Origin of the sequence: Serratia sp. EWG9, assembly GCF_019913725.1 — a bacterium.
Classification (GTDB): Bacteria; Pseudomonadota; Gammaproteobacteria; order Enterobacterales; family Enterobacteriaceae; genus Serratia; species Serratia ureilytica.
In genome coordinates, this window is record NZ_JADNRO010000009.1 from 79,267 (window position 1) to 95,702 (window position 16,436).

A 16,436-nucleotide genomic window follows, 5' to 3' on the forward strand; every position below is an offset into this window, starting at 1 on the left:
CCGCCTGGGGATTAGCTGGGGAGGAGGATTGGGGCGTAGCTGGAATTGTGATCTCAGGCACTTTTTGACTCCCTTGCAACGATGCAAAAAAGCCCGCCAACGCGTGCGGCGAGCACTGAGAACGTTAACCATGACGTTAGCACAAGTATTCGCGCTGCTGAAGTTTTGTCCATGGCCGGAAATGCGATCCGCAACCGCATCGCCGTACTCCGACACCAAACGTAAAAAAGTGTGATCGATAGCAACTTAACTCCAAGCCGATGCGGAAGCTTGTTGCAATACGTTTAGGGTTGGCAGAAGTTAGGGGGAGCTATTAATTACGAACCATAAAATAATTAGCGCCACTCCAATCCCGGCGGGAACCGCGATTTATACCCTGGAATACTATGCTGATCCCATCAAAACTGAGCCGCCCGGTACGGCTGCAAAATACCGTGATCCGCGATCGCCTGCTGGCCAAACTGGCCAGCGCGGGCAACTATCGCCTGACACTGGTCAATTGCCCGGCGGGATACGGGAAAACCACGCTGATCGCCCAATGGGCGGCCGGCAAGGCCGATCTGGGCTGGTATTCGCTGGATGAGAGCGACAACCAGCCGGAGCGCTTCGCCAGCTACCTGATCGCCGCGCTACAGCAGGCCAGCGGCGGCCGCTGCGTCAAGAGCGAGGCGCTGAGCCAGAAACACCAGTACGCCAGCCTGTCGGCGCTGTTCGCCCAGCTGTTTATCGAACTGGCCGACTGGCACCAGCCGCTGTACCTGGTGATCGACGACTACCACCTGATCACCAACGACGCCATTCACGAAGCCATGCGCTTCTTCCTGCGCCATCAGCCGGAAAACCTGACGCTGATCCTGCTCTCGCGCACCCTGCCGCCGCTCGGCATCGCCAATTTGCGGGTGCGCGATCAGTTGCTGGAAATGGGCACGCAGCAGCTGGCATTCACCCACCAGGAAGCCAAACAGTTCTTCGACTGCCGCCTAGCGGCGCCGATGGAGCAGCAGGACAGCAGCCGCCTGTGCGACGAAGTCGAAGGCTGGGCCACCGCGCTGCAGCTGATCGCGCTGTCGGCCCGCCAATCCGCTTCGTCCGCTCAACTGTCGGCCAAGCGGCTAGCGGGGCTGAACGCCAGTCACCTGTCCGACTATCTGGTAGACGAAGTGCTGGATCACGTCGATGCCGATGCGCGCGCCTTCCTGCTGCGCTGTTCGGTGCTGCGCTCGATGAACGACGCGCTGATCGTGCGCCTGACCGGCGAAGACAACGGCCAGCAACGGCTGGAGGAGCTGGAACGCCAGGGGCTGTTTATCCACCGCATGGACGACACCGGCGAATGGTTCAACTTCCACCCGCTGTTCGCCTCTTTCCTGCGCCAGCGTTGCCAGTGGGAACTGGCGCTGGAGCTGCCGGGGTTGCACCGCGCCGCCGCCGAGGGCTGGCTGGCGCTGGGGTATCCGGCGGAGGCTATTCACCATGCGCTGGCGGCCAGCGACGTCAGCATGCTGCGCGATATCCTGCTGCAACACGCCTGGTCACTGTTCCACCACAGCGAACTGGCCCTGCTGGAGGAGTGCCTCAACGCGCTGCCCTATGAGCGCCTGATTCAGAACCCCAAACTGGCGCTGCTGCAGGCCTGGCTGGCGCAGAGCCAGCACCGCTACAGCGAGGTCAACACCCTGCTGGAGCGCGCCGAGCGCACCATGCGCGAACAGAAAATCGAGATAGACCAAACGCTGCACGCCGAGTTCGACGCCCTGCGCGCCCAGGTGGCGATCAACGCCGGCAAACCGGAAGAAGCCGAGCGGCTGGCGACCGAAGCGTTGAAATTCCTGCCGCTGTCCAGCTATTACAGCCGCATCGTCGCCACCTCGGTGACCGGCGAAGTCCACCACTGCAAGGGCGAGCTGGCGCGCGCGCTGCCGATGATGCAGCAAACCGAACAGATGGCGCGTCGTCATCAGGCCAACCATTACGCGCTCTGGGCGCTGCTGCAGCAGAGCGAAATCCTCATCGCCCAGGGCTTCCTGCAGGCCGCTTACGAAACCCAGGATAAGGCGTTCGAACTGATCCGCGAACAGCATCTGGAACAGCTGCCGATGCACGAATTCCTGCTGCGCATTCGCGCGCAGATCCTGTGGTCGTGGTCGCGGTTGGACGAAGCGGAAGACGCGGCGCGCGCCGGGCTGAAAATCCTGGCGAACTACCAACCGCAACAGCAGCTGCAGTGCATCGCCATGTTGGCCAAATGCTCGCTGGCGCGCGGCGATCTGGACAACGCCAATACCCATCTGCAGCGCTGCGAAACCCTGCTGCACGGCGCCCACTATCATCGCGACTGGTTGACCAACACCGACAAGTCGCGGGTGATCCACTGGCAGATGACCGGCGACACCGCCGCCGCCGCCCAGTGGCTGCGCCACACCGAAAAGCCCGGCATGGCGGACAACCACTTCACGCAGGGCCAATGGCGCAACATCGCGCGAGTGCAGATCCTGCTCGGCCAGTATGAAGAGGCCGGCGTGGTGCTGGATGAACTGAACGAAAATGCCCGCCGCCTGCGGCTGGTGAGCGATCTCAACCGCAATCTGCTGCTCAGCAACCAGCTCTACTGGCTGCAAGAGCGCAAGGGCGAAGCGCAGCAGGCGCTGATCGAAGCGCTGTCGCTGGCCAACCGCACCGGCTTTATCAGCCACTTCGTCATCGAAGGCGAAGCGATGGCGCAGCAGCTGCGCCAGCTGATCCAGCTCAACACGCTGCCGGAGCTGGAACAGCATCGCGCCCAGCGCATCCTGCGCGACATCAACCAGCATCATCGGCACAAGTTCGCGCATTTCGACGAGAACTTCGTCGATAAGCTGCTGACCCATCCGCAGGTGCCGGAACTGATCCGCACCAGTCCGTTGACCCAACGCGAATGGCAGGTGCTGGGGCTGATCTATTCCGGTTACAGCAACGACCAGATCGCCGGTGAGTTGGATGTAGCGGCCACCACCATCAAGACCCATATCCGCAATCTATACCAGAAGCTGGGCGTGGCCCATCGCCAGGAAGCGGTGCAGCAAGCGCAGCAGCTGCTGAAGATGATGGGGTACGGCGCCTGATAGTCAGCGCTGGCCGTAATAAGCGCCGACGCCATGTTTGCGGCTGAAATGTTTCGCCGACAGGTGTTCATCGATCCGGCGCAGGCCGGGGTTAATGCCCCGGCTGATCCACGCCATCTTAGCCACCTCCTCGAGCACCACCGCGTTATGCACCGCCTCATCCGGCGAGCAGCCCCAACTAAACGGGCCATGCTGATACGCCAGAATGCCGGGAATGTGCAACGGCTCGTGCCCGCACAGGGTTTCGATAATCACCTGCCCGGTGTTCAATTCATATTCCCCCGCCACCTCTTCCGCCGTCAGCGCGCGGGTGCAAGGAATGTCGCCGGAAAAATAGTCGGCATGGGTGGTGCCAAACGCCGGTATCGCCTCACCCGCCTGGGCCCAGGCGGTGGCGTGAGTGGAGTGCGTATGCACGACGCCGCCGAGTTGTGGGAATGCCCGGTACAGCGCCAGATGCGTCGGCGTATCGGATGAAGGCCGCAGTTGCCCCTCAACAACCTCCCCTCGCGCATTCACCACCACCATATCTTCCGCCCGCATCGTTTCATAAGGCACGCCGCTGGGTTTTATCACCATCAGATCGCTGGCCCGATCGATGCCGCTGACATTGCCCCAGGTATAGGTCACCAGCCCGTGCTCAGGCAGCGCCATATTGGCTTTGTAGACCTGCCATTTCAGTTGTTCCAGCATGTTAGCTCCCTATTTCCAACCCGGCCTCTGCCATGCGTTCAACCACCCAGGCACGCGCCTCCCGCACCGCCTGCAGCGGGTCGGGCGCCTTCTCGCTCCACATTTCGAGCAGATAGGGGCCGCGATAGCCGCTCGCAAGCAGCGTTTCGAAGCAGCGGGTGAAATCGACCACTCCCTCGCCGAACGGCACGTTCTTAAACTCTCCCGGCCGCGTATCCTTAACGTGCACCGCTACGATATGCCCGCGTCCGGCTACGAGCTCCATCTGCACATCGTTGTCCCAGGCAGACAAATTGCCGATGTCCGGGTACAGCTGAAACCATGGGTTTTTCAGGTAGTGGACATAACCCAGCGCCTTGCTGATCGAATTCATCAGCGCATAATCCATGATTTCCATCGCCAGCATGACCTGCGCGCGGCTGGCCATCTCCACCGCCTGCGCCAAGCCGGCGCGGAACCGGGCGCGGGTCTGCGCAGTAGCCTGTTGGTAATAAACGTCATATCCGGCCAGTTGGATCACCCGTATGCCGGTATCCTGCGCCAGCCGGATGGCCTTGCGCATGATCTCCAGCCCCCGCTCGCGCGTCCTGTCGTCTTCACTGCCCAACGGAAAACGCCGATGGGCGCTAAGGCACAAAGAAGGGACGCGCACACCGCTGGCCGCAACGGCGCCGATCAGCGCCAGTCGCTGCTCGCTGTTCCAATCCAGCCGCGCCAGACGGTCGTCGCTTTCATCGATCGACATTTCAACGAAATCGAATCCCAACTCCCCCGCCAGTTGCAAGCGCGCCAGCCAGTCCTCGCCCGGCGGCAACGCCTTCTCGTAGATGCCCAACGGTACGGATTTTTGCAACATAACCGCTCCTCAGCCCCACAGTTGGGCGATGACGCGTTTAAATTCCCGCGCCGCCGCGACCGGATCGGCGGCATCGCGAATGCTACGCCCGGCGATAAAAACATGGATGGGAATGCCCCGGAACAGAGGCAAATCCGCCAATGACAATCCGCCGGTAACCGTCACCTTGAAACCCATCTCGCTCAGGCGATGAACCGCGCGGATATCGTCATCGCTCCAGGCGACGCCCGCCGCCTGCGCGTCACGGCTGCGGTGATACACCACCTGACCAATACCCGCCTCACGCCACGCCTGCGCCTGTTCCCAGGTCCAAAATCCCGTCAGTTCGATCTGTACGTCGCCACCGAACTCATGCGCCACCTGCAGCGCGCCCTTGGCCGTATTGATGTCAGCGCAGCAGATCACCGTGATCCAGTCGGCGTGTGCCTCGAAGCACATCCGCGCCAAAATTTGCCCCGCATCGGCGATTTTCGCGTCCGCCAACACGATGCGATCCGGATACAGCGCTTTCAGATCGCGCACGGCCCGTACGCCTTCCGCCACGCACAAAATAGTGCCGACCTCAATGATGTCGACTTCGGCCGCGATCAGGCGCGTCGTATTGTAAGCCGCGGCCATGGACAGGTTATCCAGCGCCACTTGCAGCATCGGTAAATGCGTTTTCATAGCATATCTCCTTCAATTCGCCGCCGCCGCGGACGTTTTGTCGATTAACGCCAGTACCTCGCCCGCCCGGCGACAGGCCCGCAAGCGATCGAAGTTCGCCTCATCTTCGAACAGGTTAACCACTTGCATGATGCCCACCTCCTGATGCGTTTTGGCGTCCACCGCCGCCATGGTGATCAAGATATCTATCGGATCGTTGTCCTCATCGCCGAAGCACACCGGCGTTTTCAAGGTGACCAAGGCGAAGCCGGTTTTCAGCACCCCTTCCTCCGGCCGACCATGCGGCATCGCCAGGCCGGGCGCCAACACGAAGTAAGGGCCGTGCCGTTCGACGCCGGCCAGAATGGCGTCGAAATAGCGAGGCTCCACCACGCCGGCGGCCACCAGCAGATCGACCCCCAGCCGCACCGCCTGACGCCAGTCGGCGGCCTCCGCCTGCAGGTGAATAGCGTTGTTCTGCGCCAACGAATCGCTCAGCTTCATGACTCGCTCCTCACTGCTTCAAATCTTGCGGAAAATGCGCGCCGATGACTTCCATCAGCTTCGGACCAAAGTCGGCCGCCGAGAGCATATTGCGCACCCCGACCACGTATTTGTTGCCGCTGACGACGATCTCATCCGCGACATGGGTGGAAGCGATGATGATGTCAGCCCCGCTCAACTCGGATTTGTATTCCCCCACCGCACAGCTGTTGACCGAATGATCCACGCCTTGCTGCGTTAAAAATTGGTCGACTTTCATTTTCATGATCATGGAACTGCCTTGTCCGCAACCGCACACCGCCAGGATTCGTACCGTCATAATCTGCACTCCTATTAACGTGACGCTGGTTCAACCGATTGTTTTTCAGCATCTTCCTCCGCGCGCAGGGTGCGCCCGGCGAAGAACATGTACAGCAGCGCGATGGCGATCACCACGCCCATAAACCACAGGCCGAAGCTCAGCCCTTGCATCAGCGGCGGCGCCAGAATCGACCAGTCCGCCATTCCCATCCAGGCGCTCAGCCCGGTCAGCTTGATGGCCCACACGCAGCCCAAGATCTCTATCATCCCCATCACCAGGCAGATCTTCATCGCCGCGCGCCAGCCGCCAAAGTGGTTAGCGAACACGCCGATGGTGGCGTTAGAGAAGAACATGGGAATGAAACCGGGGATGATCATGATGGAAGCGCCGCACGCCAGGAGGATGCCGACGGCGATCAATTGGCCGATGGTGCCCCACATAAAGCCCCACACCACGGCGTTGGGCGCGAAGCTATAGATGGCGGCGCAGTCGATGGCCAGTACCGCACCGGGGATCAGGCGTTGGGAAATCCCATTGAAGGCCTCGGTCAATTCGGCGACGAACATGCGCACGCCCTGCACGATGATGAAAATCGCCACCGCGAACATCAGCCCGGTTTGCAGGATATAAATGCTCCAGTGGGTTTTACCGGCCATCGCCTGCAGGGTATCCAAGCCGAACGAGCAAAGAATGATGCCGAAGAACAGCGTCATCACGATGGCGGTGGAAACGATGTTGTCATGGAAAATGTTCAGCCACCCGGGCAGCTTCAGATCTTCCACGCTGTCCTCTTTTTTACCGAGATACGGCGCTGCCTTATACGCCAGCCACGAAGCGAACTGCTGTTGGTGCCCAATGGAGAAACCGCTGTTTTCCGTCACCGCCTGCGTCGGTTTGAACATCATGTTGGACGTGATGCCCCAATACAGTGAAGCCAACAGCGCGCTGCACAATACCGTTGTCCACATGCCGTAGCCCAGAATGTAGAAAAATACCGCGATCAACCCCACCTGCTGAAACATGATATGGCCGGTAAGCATGATGGTGCGGATGCCGGTAATGCGCCTCAACAACACGTAGAGTATGTTCAGCGCCAGCGCCAGCAAGACCGCGTAGCCGACCCAGCTATAGGCCTCCCCCATCCGATCGATGGTGGCCATCATCGAGGCATAGGTATCTGAAATCGCCCCGTTGATGCCGTACACCTCGGACAGCTTCGCCACCACCGGTTTGAACGTGCCGGTCAGGATGCCGGAACCGGCTTGCAGCAACATGAAACCGATAATGGTTTTGATCGTGCCTTTGATAATGACCGCCGCGCTTTTGCGCAGCAACGTGTAACCCAGCAGCGTAACCAGCCCCAACAGCAGCGGCGCATTGGTCATCACCTGGTTAAAAAAGACGGTGAAGATGGTGTAAAGAGTTTCCATACGGCTCTCCCGAAAAGGTTGGCATGCAGGTAACGCCTTCACCATACCAATCACAAGAAATCACAAAAAGATCATAAATGATTATTTGTGAACAACCTCGCAAGTTAAAAATCAATTCCACTAACATTCAATGAATTAGACGACTTACATTTTATTACTCATTGAATTTAATAGCAGTTAATCAAACAAAAAGGAGATAAAAGGACGGCGCGGCACGTAAATCCGGCGGTGTTATCGTGTATTTCGATCGTTGTCAGTTGAAAAAAACGGTGCTAGATTCGATCAAAACAAATCACATAAAATCTTAAAATGATTATTTGTGATTGCATTATCACCGCCAACGAGGAACGACCCATGAGTAAAGTCAACGACATCACCCGCGAATCCTGGATATTGAACACCTTTCCCGAATGGGGCACCTGGCTGAACGAAGAGATAGAGCAGGAGAAAGTTGCGCCCGGCACCTTCGCCATGTGGTGGCTGGGCTGTACCGGTATCTGGCTCAAATCCGAAGAAAGCGCCAATCTGTGCGTCGACTTTTGGTGTGGTACCGGCAAGCAGAGCCACGGCAACCCGCTGATGAAAACCGGCCACCAAATGCAGCGAATGGCGGGAGTGCGCAAGCTGCAGCCTAACCTGCGCACGACCCCATTCGTACTGGATCCCTTCGCGATTACCCAGCTCGACGCCGTCTTGGCCACGCACGACCACAACGATCACATCGATGTGAACGTCGCCGCGGCGGTGTTGCAAAATTGCGCCGCCACCGTTCCGTTTATCGGGCCGCAAAGCTGCGTGGATATCTGGATTGGCTGGGGTGTGCCGCCTGAGCGCTGCATCACCGTCAAACCTGGCGACGTGATAAAAATCAAAGACATTGAAATTCATGCGCTGGACGCCTTCGATCGCACGGCGCTCATCACACTGCCGGTGGAACAAAAAGCGGCGGGCGTTCTGCCGGACGGCATGGACCTGCGGGCGGTCAACTACCTGTTCAAAACGCCGGGCGGCAACCTTTATCACAGCGGCGATTCCCACTACTCCAACTATTACGCCAAGCACGGCAACGATCATCAGATCGATGTCGCCCTCGGTTCCTACGGCGAGAACCCGCGCGGCATTACCGACAAGATGACCAGCGCCGACATCTTGCGCATGGCGGAATCGCTGAACGCCAAGGTCGTTATCCCCTTCCACCATGACATATGGTCGAATTTCCAGGCGGATCCGCAGGAAATTCGCGTGCTGTGGGAAATGAAGAAAGACCGGCTCAAATACGGTTTTAAACCGTTTATCTGGCAGGTTGGCGGCAAGTTCATCTGGCCGCAGGATAAAGACAATCTGGAGTACCACTACCCGCGCGGTTTCGATGATTGCTTCACCCTCGAACCCGATCTGCCCTTCAAGTCTTTCTTGTAATCAACCGGTGTTGCATACGGATGCGCGCTTTTGAACGGGAATGATTCAAATCGTCAAACGGCGCGCATATAATCATAGGCAACGACGTTTTCTCTCTCCGACGGAGCCCGCATGACAGAGTCCCAACGCCACAACGCCATTCTCGATCTCTTGCAGCGCAAGGGGCAAATCTCCGTGGCGGACGTCATCGCGGCGTTTGACATCTCTCCGGCCACCGCGCGCCGGGACATCAACAAACTGAATGAAATCGGCAAATTGCGCAAAGTGCGCAACGGCGCCGAAGCCACACAAACTCCGCGCCCGGCCTGGACGCCGCTCAATATCCACCAAACTCAGCACCTGGACGAAAAAATGCGTATTGCGGCGGCCGCGGCACAGCTCTGTCAGCCGGGTGAAAGCGTGGTGATCAATTGCGGCTCCACCGCATTTCTGTTGGGCCGTGAAATTTGCGGCAAGCCGGTTCAGGTGATCACCAATTATCTGCCGCTGGCCAATTACCTGATCGAGCAGGAACACGACAGCGTGGTGATCATGGGAGGCCAGTACAACAAAACCCAGTCGATTACTCTGGCGCCCCAGGACGGCGACGCCACCCTGTACGCCGGGCACTGGATGTTCACCAGCGGTATCGGCCTCACCGCTGACGGCCTGTATAAAACCGATATGCTGACCGCGATGGCGGAACAGAAGATGCTCAACTACGTCGGTAAACTGGTGGTGCTGGTCGACAGCAGCAAAGTCGGCCAACGCGCCGGCGTGCTGTTCAGCCGCACCGAGCAAATCGCCATGGTGATCACCGGCCGCGCCGCCGATTCGGCGATCGTTGAGCAACTGCGTCAACAAGGGGTAGAAGTGCTGCTGGTGTGAGAAAACCACAAGCTTGCTCTGGTCTTAAACGCCGCAGAGTTGGTTACAATAGCGGCGTCCCCCAATAATGAGGCAGTCAGCAGTATGGAACAGTTCGAAGCGATCAACGTTGAACAGGCTTACACCCGCTGGAAAGAGGGCAGCGCCGCCCTGGTCGACATCCGCGATCCGCAAAGTTTTGAAGCCGGGCATACGCCGGGCGCCTTTCACCTCACCAACGCCACCCTGTCGGCCTTTATGCAACAAAACGACTTCGAGCGGCCGGTGATGGTGATGTGCTACCACGGCAACAGCAGCCGCAGCGCGGCGCAATACCTGCTGCACCAGGGGTTCGACGCGGTCTACAGCATCGACGGCGGCTTCGAGGCCTGGGCCCGTCAGTATCCGCAAGACGTGGAAACCTCTGCCTGATCCCCGCCGCCCGCCGTGCGTCGGCGGGCTTCCCCTTCGTTTTTATGCGCGTTTTCGCGGGTTTTTCGCAGATCCGTTTGCCAGCGCTCAGGATTTCGACGTTATAATCGGCCGTCAGGGTCGCCGGCGCGCAAGCGGCGGCCAAAATCATTCACTTACGACGGAAGAGCAATGGTTAGAGTAATCGCCGTATCCAACCCGCGCCTGGCGCTGGCCTTTGTCGACTATATGGCGACCCAGGGCATCCGGCTTGAGCTGCGCAACAGCGGCGAGGCGGCGGAAATCTGGCTGGCCGACGAAGGTCATCTCGAGCAGGTGCAACACGAGCTGCAGCAGTTTCTGGTCGATCCGCTCAACCGCCGTTATCAGGCCGCCAGCTGGCAGACCGGCCATACCGACGCCGGCCTGCACTATCAGAGCGAGTCCTACCTGCACACCCTGCGCAGCAAAGCCGGGCCGCTGACGCTCGGCGTGATGGTGCTGTGCATCGCAGTCTATATTCTGATGCAGGCGCTCGGTGACGATACCGTGATGTACTGGCTCTCCTGGCCGCAGGACAGCAGCCAATACACCCAGCTGTGGCGCTGGATCAGCCATGCGTTCCTGCATTTCTCCCTGCTGCATATCCTGTTTAACCTGATGTGGTGGTGGTATCTCGGCGGCCAGATGGAAAAACGCCTCGGCGCCGGCAAGCTGTTCGTGCTGGCGGTGGTGTCGGCGTTCTTCAGCGGCTGGGCGCAATCGCTGTTCAGCGGCGCGCTGTTCGGCGGGCTGTCCGGCGTGGTCTATGCGCTGATGGGCTATGTCTGGCTGTCGGGCGAACGGGCGCCGGAGCGCGGCCTGATGCTGCCGCGCGGCCTGATGGTGTTCTCGGTGCTGTGGCTGGTGGCCGGATATTTCGATATTTTAGGAATGTCGATCGCCAACGCGGCACACGTAGCCGGTTTAGTGTTAGGGTTATTGATGGCATTTTGGGATACGCGTCATCGCGCACACAACGAACAATAACAGCCGGGAGCTATGCCCAGCGGGCATAGCGGGCGTTTTAGGGGATTATCGTGAAGCAAACACAGCGTCATGACGCAATTATCGAGCTGGTGCGCCTGCAGGGTTACGTCAGCACGGAAGAACTGGTCGAGCATTTTGACGTCAGCCCGCAAACGATTCGCCGCGATTTGAATGACCTGGCCGACCAGAACAAGATCCAGCGTCACCACGGCGGCGCGGCGCTGCCTTCCAGCTCGGTCAACGCTGCCTATAACGATCGCAAGGTGATGTGGTCGGAAGAGAAAGCCCGCATCGCGCAGCGCGTCGCCAGCCAGATCCCGGACGGCGCCACGCTGTTCATCGATATCGGCACCACGCCGGAGGCGGTGGCCCATGCGCTGATGAACCACAAGAACCTGCGCGTGGTCACCAACAACCTTAACGTCGCCACCCTGCTGACCGCCAAAGAAGACTTCCGCCTGATCCTGGCCGGCGGCGAAGTGCGCACCCGCGACGGCGGCATCATGGGCGAAGCCACCCTGGACTTCATCTCCCAATTCCGTCTCGATTACGGCATTCTCGGCATCAGCGGCATCGATATGGACGGCTCGCTGCTCGAATTCGACTATCACGAAGTGCGCACCAAACGCGCGATTATCGAAAATTCCCGCTGCGTGATGCTGGTGACCGACCACTCCAAATTCGGCCGCAACGCCATGGTCAACCTGGGCAACATGAACCTGATCGACTACCTGTTTACCGACCAGCTGCCGCCGCCGAGCGTGATGAAAATCATCGAACAGTACGACGTGCAGCTGGAGCTGTGCTGATTCGGCCTTAACCTGCGGGGCGCGCCGCCGCCCCGTTTCATCCCTTTAGCCCCCCTCACCGACAACCGTTTGCGCGCCCGCGCCATATCCATGCTACTTGTGTGACTATCATCACCAAACTGTTACCTCTATCACGCCTAAATGTTTTTGTTTGGTTAAGTCTTGGCTTGCTTGTTGGTTTTTGATTACAATCATGAGCGAAAACGAACATGAAAGAGCTATTTCGAACATCTGGAGGAAGATGACGTGGAAACCAAAGACTTGATCGTTATCGGTGGCGGCATCAACGGTGCCGGCATCGCGGCGGATGCTGCCGGGCGCGGGCTGTCGGTACTGCTACTGGAAGCGCAAGACTTGGCCTGTGCTACGTCTTCCGCCAGTTCCAAACTGATCCACGGTGGCCTGCGCTACCTGGAACACTACGAATTCCGGCTGGTGAGCGAAGCGCTGGCCGAACGTGAAGTGCTGCTGAAACTGGCGCCGCACATCGCGTTCCCGATGCGTTTCCGCCTGCCGCACCAGCCGCATCTGCGTCCGGCCTGGATGATCCGTATCGGCCTGTTCCTGTACGATCACCTGGGCAAACGCACCAGCCTGCCGGGCAGCAAGGGGTTGCGCTTTGGACCAGAATCGGTGCTGAAGCCTGAGCTGAAGCGCGGTTTCGAATATTCCGACTGCTGGGTCGACGATGCTCGCCTGGTGGTGCTGAACGCGCAGGAAGTGGAAAAACGCGGCGGCGAAGTGCGCACCCGCACCAAAGTGACCCGCGCATGGCGCGAAAACGGCCTGTGGATGGTGGAAGCGGTCGATATCGACAGCGGCAAAACCTTCACCTGGCGCGCCAAAGGCTTGGTGAACGCCACCGGTCCATGGGTGAAAAACTTCTTCGACGACGGCCTGAAGCTGAAATCGCCTTACGGCATCCGTCTGATCAAAGGCAGCCACATCGTGGTGCCGCGCGTGCACGATCAGCCGCAGTCTTACATTCTGCAGAACGAAGACCACCGCATCGTGTTCGTGATCCCGTGGAATGACGAGTTCTCCATCATCGGCACCACCGACGTGGAGTACAAAGGCGATCCGAAAGACGTGAAGATCGACGAGAACGAAATCGCTTATCTGCTGAAAGTGTACAACGATCACTTCAAGAAGCAGTTGGGCCGCGACGACATCGTCTGGACTTACTCCGGCGTGCGTCCGCTGTGCGACGACGAATCCGATTCACCGCAGGCGATCACCCGCGATTACACGCTGGACGTGCACGACGAGCAAGGCAAAGCGCCGCTGCTGTCGGTCTTCGGTGGCAAGCTGACCACCTATCGCAAGCTGGCCGAACATGCGATGGAAAAACTGGCCCACTACTACCCAGGCTGCGGCCCGGCGTGGACCAAAAACGCCACGCTGCCGGGCGGTGACATCGACGGCGACCGCGACGGTTACGCGGCCAAACTGCGCCGTGCGCACGGCTGGCTGCCGGAAGCCCTGGCGCGCCGCTATGCCCGCACCTACGGCAGCCAGAGCGAGCTGATCCTGGCCGGCGCCAACGGCCTCGCCGATCTGGGCGAAGATTTCGGCCACGGTCTGTATGAAGCCGAACTGCGCTACCTGACCGAGAAAGAGTGGGTCGTGGAGCTGGACGACGCTATCTGGCGCCGCACCAAGCTGGGCATGTGGCTGGACGAAGCGCAGCAGGCGCGCGTGAAAGCCTGGCTGGCGGAACACGCGAAAACGAAAGCGCTGTCGCTGGCTTCCTGAGCCGCAGCGTAACGAAAAAGGGCCGGTTATCCGGCCCTTTGCTTTTTTCCTGTCCCGCTTTACAGCTTCACCGGCTTAATGTGCCAAATTTCATCCGCATATTCCTGAATAGTGCGATCGGATGAGAAGTAACCCATATTGGCGATATTCAGCACCGCGCGCCGCGTCCACTCGTCCTGATTGAGATACACCTCGTCCACCTTGTCCTGCGTGTCCACATAGCTGCGGTAATCCGCCAACAGCTGATAGTGGTCGCCGAGGTTCACCAGCGAGTCGAACAAATTGCCATAGCGCTTCGGCTCCTCAGGGCTGAACATGCCGGTGGCGATCTGCGTCAGCGCCTGATGCAGTTCTGGGTCTTGCTCGTAGTACTGGCGCGGGTTGTAACCGTTGCGGCGCAGTTCCTCGACCTGCTCGGCGGTATTGCCGAAAATAAAGATGTTCTCCTCCCCCACGTGCTCGCGCATCTCGACGTTGGCGCCGTCCAGCGTGCCGATGGTCAGCGCGCCGTTCAGCGCGAACTTCATATTACTGGTGCCCGAGGCTTCGGTGCCCGCCAGCGAGATCTGTTCCGACAGATCCGCCGCCGGGATGATGATCTGCGCCAGGCTGACGCCGTAGTTCGGAATGAACACCACCTTCAACTGGGTATGCACGCGCGGATCGTTGTTGATCACTTTGGCCACGTCGTTGATCAGGCGGATGATCTGCTTGGCGGCATAGTAGGCCGAGGCCGCCTTGCCGGCGAAGATCACCACCCGCGGCACGCGCTCGATATCAGGGTCGGCCAGTAAACGGTTATACAGCGTGATGACGTGCAACACGTTGAGCAACTGCCGTTTGTACTCGTGGATGCGTTTGATCTGCACGTCGAACAGCGCATCCGGGTTAACCACCACGTTGAGCGTTTTGGCGATGTACAGCGCCAGCCGCTCCTTGTTCTGCCGCTTGGCGCGCTGCACCGCCTGCAGGAAGCTCGGGTAATCGATGTTGGCCTTGATCTCGCTCAGCTGGCTGAGATCGGTGCGCCAGGTTTGGCCGATGCAGTCGTCCAGCACCGCCGCCAACGGCGGGTTGGCCAGCGCCAGCCAACGACGCGGCGTCACCCCGTTGGTTTTGTTGCAGAAACGAGTCGGGAACAGCCGGGCGAAGTCGGCGAACAGCGACTGCACCATCAGTTCGGAATGCAGAGCGGAAACGCCGTTGACCTTGTGGCTGGCCACCACCGCCAGCCACGCCATGCGCACCCGACGGCCGTTGGTTTCGTCGATGATCGAGACCCGCGCCAGCAGATCGTTGTCGCCCGGCGCCACCTCCTGCACCATTTTGAGGAAGTGATCGTTGATCTCGAAAATCAGCTGCAGATGGCGCGGCAAGATGCGGCCGAGCATGTCCACCGGCCAGGTCTCCAGCGCCTCGCTCATCAGCGTGTGGTTAGTGTAGGAGAATACCTGCTCCACCACTTCCCAGGCGTCGAGCCACTTGAACTTGTGCTCGTCGATCAGCCGGTGCATCAACTCCGGAATCGACAACACCGGGTGAGTGTCGTTGAGGTGAATGGCGATCTTGTCCGCCAGGTTGTCGAAGGTTTTGTGCATCAGCCAATGGCGATTGAGAATATCCTGCACCGTGGCCGACACCAGGAAATACTCTTGTCGCAAGCGCAATTCACGCCCGGAGGAGGTCGAATCGTCCGGATAGAGCACGCGCGACACGTTCTCCGAATGGTTTTTATCTTCCACCGCCGCGAAGTAATCGCCCTGATTGAACTTGCCGAGGTTGATCTCGTTACTGGCCTGCGCGCCCCACAACCGCAGCGTGTTGGTGGCGTCGGTGTCGAAACCGGGGATCACCTGATCGTAGGCGATGGCCACGATCTCTTCGGTCTCCAGCCAGCGGGCCTTGGCCCCCTCCTGCTGCACGCGACCACCGAAGCGCACCTTGTAGCGGGTGTTATGGCGCGGAAACTCCCACGGATTGCCGTACTCCAGCCAGTAGTCCGGCGATTCCATCTGTTGGCCGTTGACGATGTTCTGCTTGAACATGCCGTACTCATAGCGAATGCCATAGCCGCGCCCCGGCAGCGCCAGCGTCGCCAGCGAGTCGAGGAAGCAGGCCGCCAGCCGGCCCAGACCGCCGTTGCCGAGCCCGGGGTCGTTCTCTTCCTCCAGCAGCTCCGCCAGGTTCAGCCCCATCTCGTTCAACGCGTTGTCGATGTCCTGATAAATGCCCATCGACAGCAGCGCGTTCGACAACGTGCGGCCGATCAGAAACTCCATCGACAGGTAATACACCTGCCGCACGTCTTGAGACAGCTGGGCGCGGTTGGAGCGCAGCCAGCGCTCAACCATGCGATCGCGCACCGCGAACAGGACGGCGTTGAGCCAGTCGTGGCGGTTGGCGATCGCCGGATCCTTGCCGACGATAAACATCAGCTTATAGGCAATGGAATGTTTCAGCGCTTCCACACTGACCGTAGGTGAGGTGTAACTAAACGGTGAAGTCATGGCTTTTAATCCCTAATGGGGAGCCCAGCCATCCGCCGCGGAATAGCTGGCCCCGCTGAACATGGGCGCGGTACGCTGCGCCCCGACAATCTACCCTTACGGTTGCCCGCCGCGCGTCAACTCGCGACGC

General features: G+C 59.6%; 14 protein-coding genes. 7 read left to right on the forward strand and 7 right to left on the reverse strand.

Going from position 1 to position 16,436, the window contains the following annotated elements; genetic code table 11:
- Positions 1 to 386 precede the first annotated feature (386 nt).
- Positions 387 to 3,101 (forward strand): HTH-type transcriptional regulator MalT, encoded by a 2,715-nt coding sequence (malT, locus tag ITX55_RS18790; protein ID WP_033651750.1) that lies wholly within the window; start codon positions 387 to 389, stop codon positions 3,099 to 3,101.
- A gap of 3 nt (positions 3,102 to 3,104) precedes the next feature.
- Here malT and ITX55_RS18795 read toward each other — a convergent pair whose 3' ends face one another.
- Genes ITX55_RS18795 through ulaA form a run of 6 tightly spaced genes read right to left on the reverse strand, consistent with a single transcriptional unit; the run spans position 3,105 to position 7,530 of the window.
- The gene (locus ITX55_RS18795) at positions 3,105 to 3,791 is read right to left on the reverse strand and encodes an L-ribulose-5-phosphate 4-epimerase (RefSeq protein WP_197756227.1); all 687 of its coding nucleotides are present in this window, start codon (positions 3,789 to 3,791) and stop codon (positions 3,105 to 3,107) included.
- A 4-nt stretch (positions 3,792 to 3,795) separates the two neighbouring features.
- Positions 3,796 to 4,650, reverse strand: a complete 855-nt coding sequence (locus tag ITX55_RS18800) for an L-ribulose-5-phosphate 3-epimerase (RefSeq protein ID WP_197756223.1) — start codon at positions 4,648 to 4,650, stop codon at positions 3,796 to 3,798.
- Between the two features lie 9 nt (positions 4,651 to 4,659).
- Positions 4,660 to 5,316 carry a 3-keto-L-gulonate-6-phosphate decarboxylase UlaD gene (locus tag ITX55_RS18805; protein ID WP_033645299.1) on the reverse strand — a complete coding sequence of 219 codons (657 nt, stop codon included), beginning with the start codon at positions 5,314 to 5,316 and terminating at the stop codon, positions 4,660 to 4,662.
- Positions 5,317 to 5,328: 12 nt separating this feature from the next.
- Positions 5,329 to 5,799, reverse strand: coding sequence for a PTS ascorbate transporter subunit IIA (gene ulaC, locus ITX55_RS18810; protein WP_099784951.1), 471 nt, complete (start codon positions 5,797 to 5,799; stop codon positions 5,329 to 5,331).
- 10 nt (positions 5,800 to 5,809) lie between these two features.
- Entirely contained in the window at positions 5,810 to 6,118 is a 309-nt protein-coding gene (gene ulaB, locus ITX55_RS18815; RefSeq protein WP_033645301.1) for a PTS ascorbate transporter subunit IIB, read from the reverse strand.
- A 14-nt stretch (positions 6,119 to 6,132) separates the two neighbouring features.
- Positions 6,133 to 7,530 (reverse strand): PTS ascorbate transporter subunit IIC, encoded by a 1,398-nt coding sequence (gene ulaA, locus ITX55_RS18820; protein ID WP_033645302.1) that lies wholly within the window; start codon positions 7,528 to 7,530, stop codon positions 6,133 to 6,135.
- A 354-nt stretch (positions 7,531 to 7,884) separates the two neighbouring features.
- Here ulaA and ulaG point away from each other — a divergent pair, with 354 nt between their 5' ends.
- The 6 genes from ulaG to glpD all read left to right on the forward strand — a co-directional run bounded on the left by ulaG (position 7,885) and on the right by glpD (position 13,799).
- Entirely contained in the window at positions 7,885 to 8,949 is a 1,065-nt protein-coding gene (gene ulaG, locus ITX55_RS18825) for an L-ascorbate 6-phosphate lactonase (protein WP_033645303.1), read from the forward strand.
- Between the two features lie 111 nt (positions 8,950 to 9,060).
- Positions 9,061 to 9,816, forward strand: a complete 756-nt coding sequence (gene ulaR / locus ITX55_RS18830; RefSeq protein ID WP_197756224.1) for an HTH-type transcriptional regulator UlaR — start codon at positions 9,061 to 9,063, stop codon at positions 9,814 to 9,816.
- Positions 9,817 to 9,900: 84 nt separating this feature from the next.
- Positions 9,901 to 10,227, forward strand: a complete 327-nt coding sequence (gene glpE / locus ITX55_RS18835) for a thiosulfate sulfurtransferase GlpE (RefSeq protein WP_004930790.1) — start codon at positions 9,901 to 9,903, stop codon at positions 10,225 to 10,227.
- 171 nt (positions 10,228 to 10,398) lie between these two features.
- Positions 10,399 to 11,235: a rhomboid family intramembrane serine protease GlpG gene (gene glpG / locus ITX55_RS18840; RefSeq protein ID WP_033651754.1), complete on the forward strand. Its 837-nt coding sequence runs from the start codon at positions 10,399 to 10,401 to the stop codon at positions 11,233 to 11,235.
- A 50-nt stretch (positions 11,236 to 11,285) separates the two neighbouring features.
- On the forward strand, positions 11,286 to 12,044 hold the full coding sequence (locus ITX55_RS18845; protein WP_004930797.1) for a DeoR/GlpR family transcriptional regulator: 759 nt from the start codon (positions 11,286 to 11,288) through the stop codon (positions 12,042 to 12,044).
- Positions 12,045 to 12,290: 246 nt separating this feature from the next.
- Positions 12,291 to 13,799 (forward strand): glycerol-3-phosphate dehydrogenase, encoded by a 1,509-nt coding sequence (gene glpD / locus ITX55_RS18850; protein WP_004930801.1) that lies wholly within the window; start codon positions 12,291 to 12,293, stop codon positions 13,797 to 13,799.
- Between the two features lie 59 nt (positions 13,800 to 13,858).
- Here the strand turns inward: glpD and glgP are convergent, their stop codons facing one another.
- Positions 13,859 to 16,306, reverse strand: coding sequence for a glycogen phosphorylase (gene glgP, locus ITX55_RS18855; protein ID WP_033645307.1), 2,448 nt, complete (start codon positions 16,304 to 16,306; stop codon positions 13,859 to 13,861).
- Positions 16,307 to 16,436: the final 130 nt, after the last annotated feature.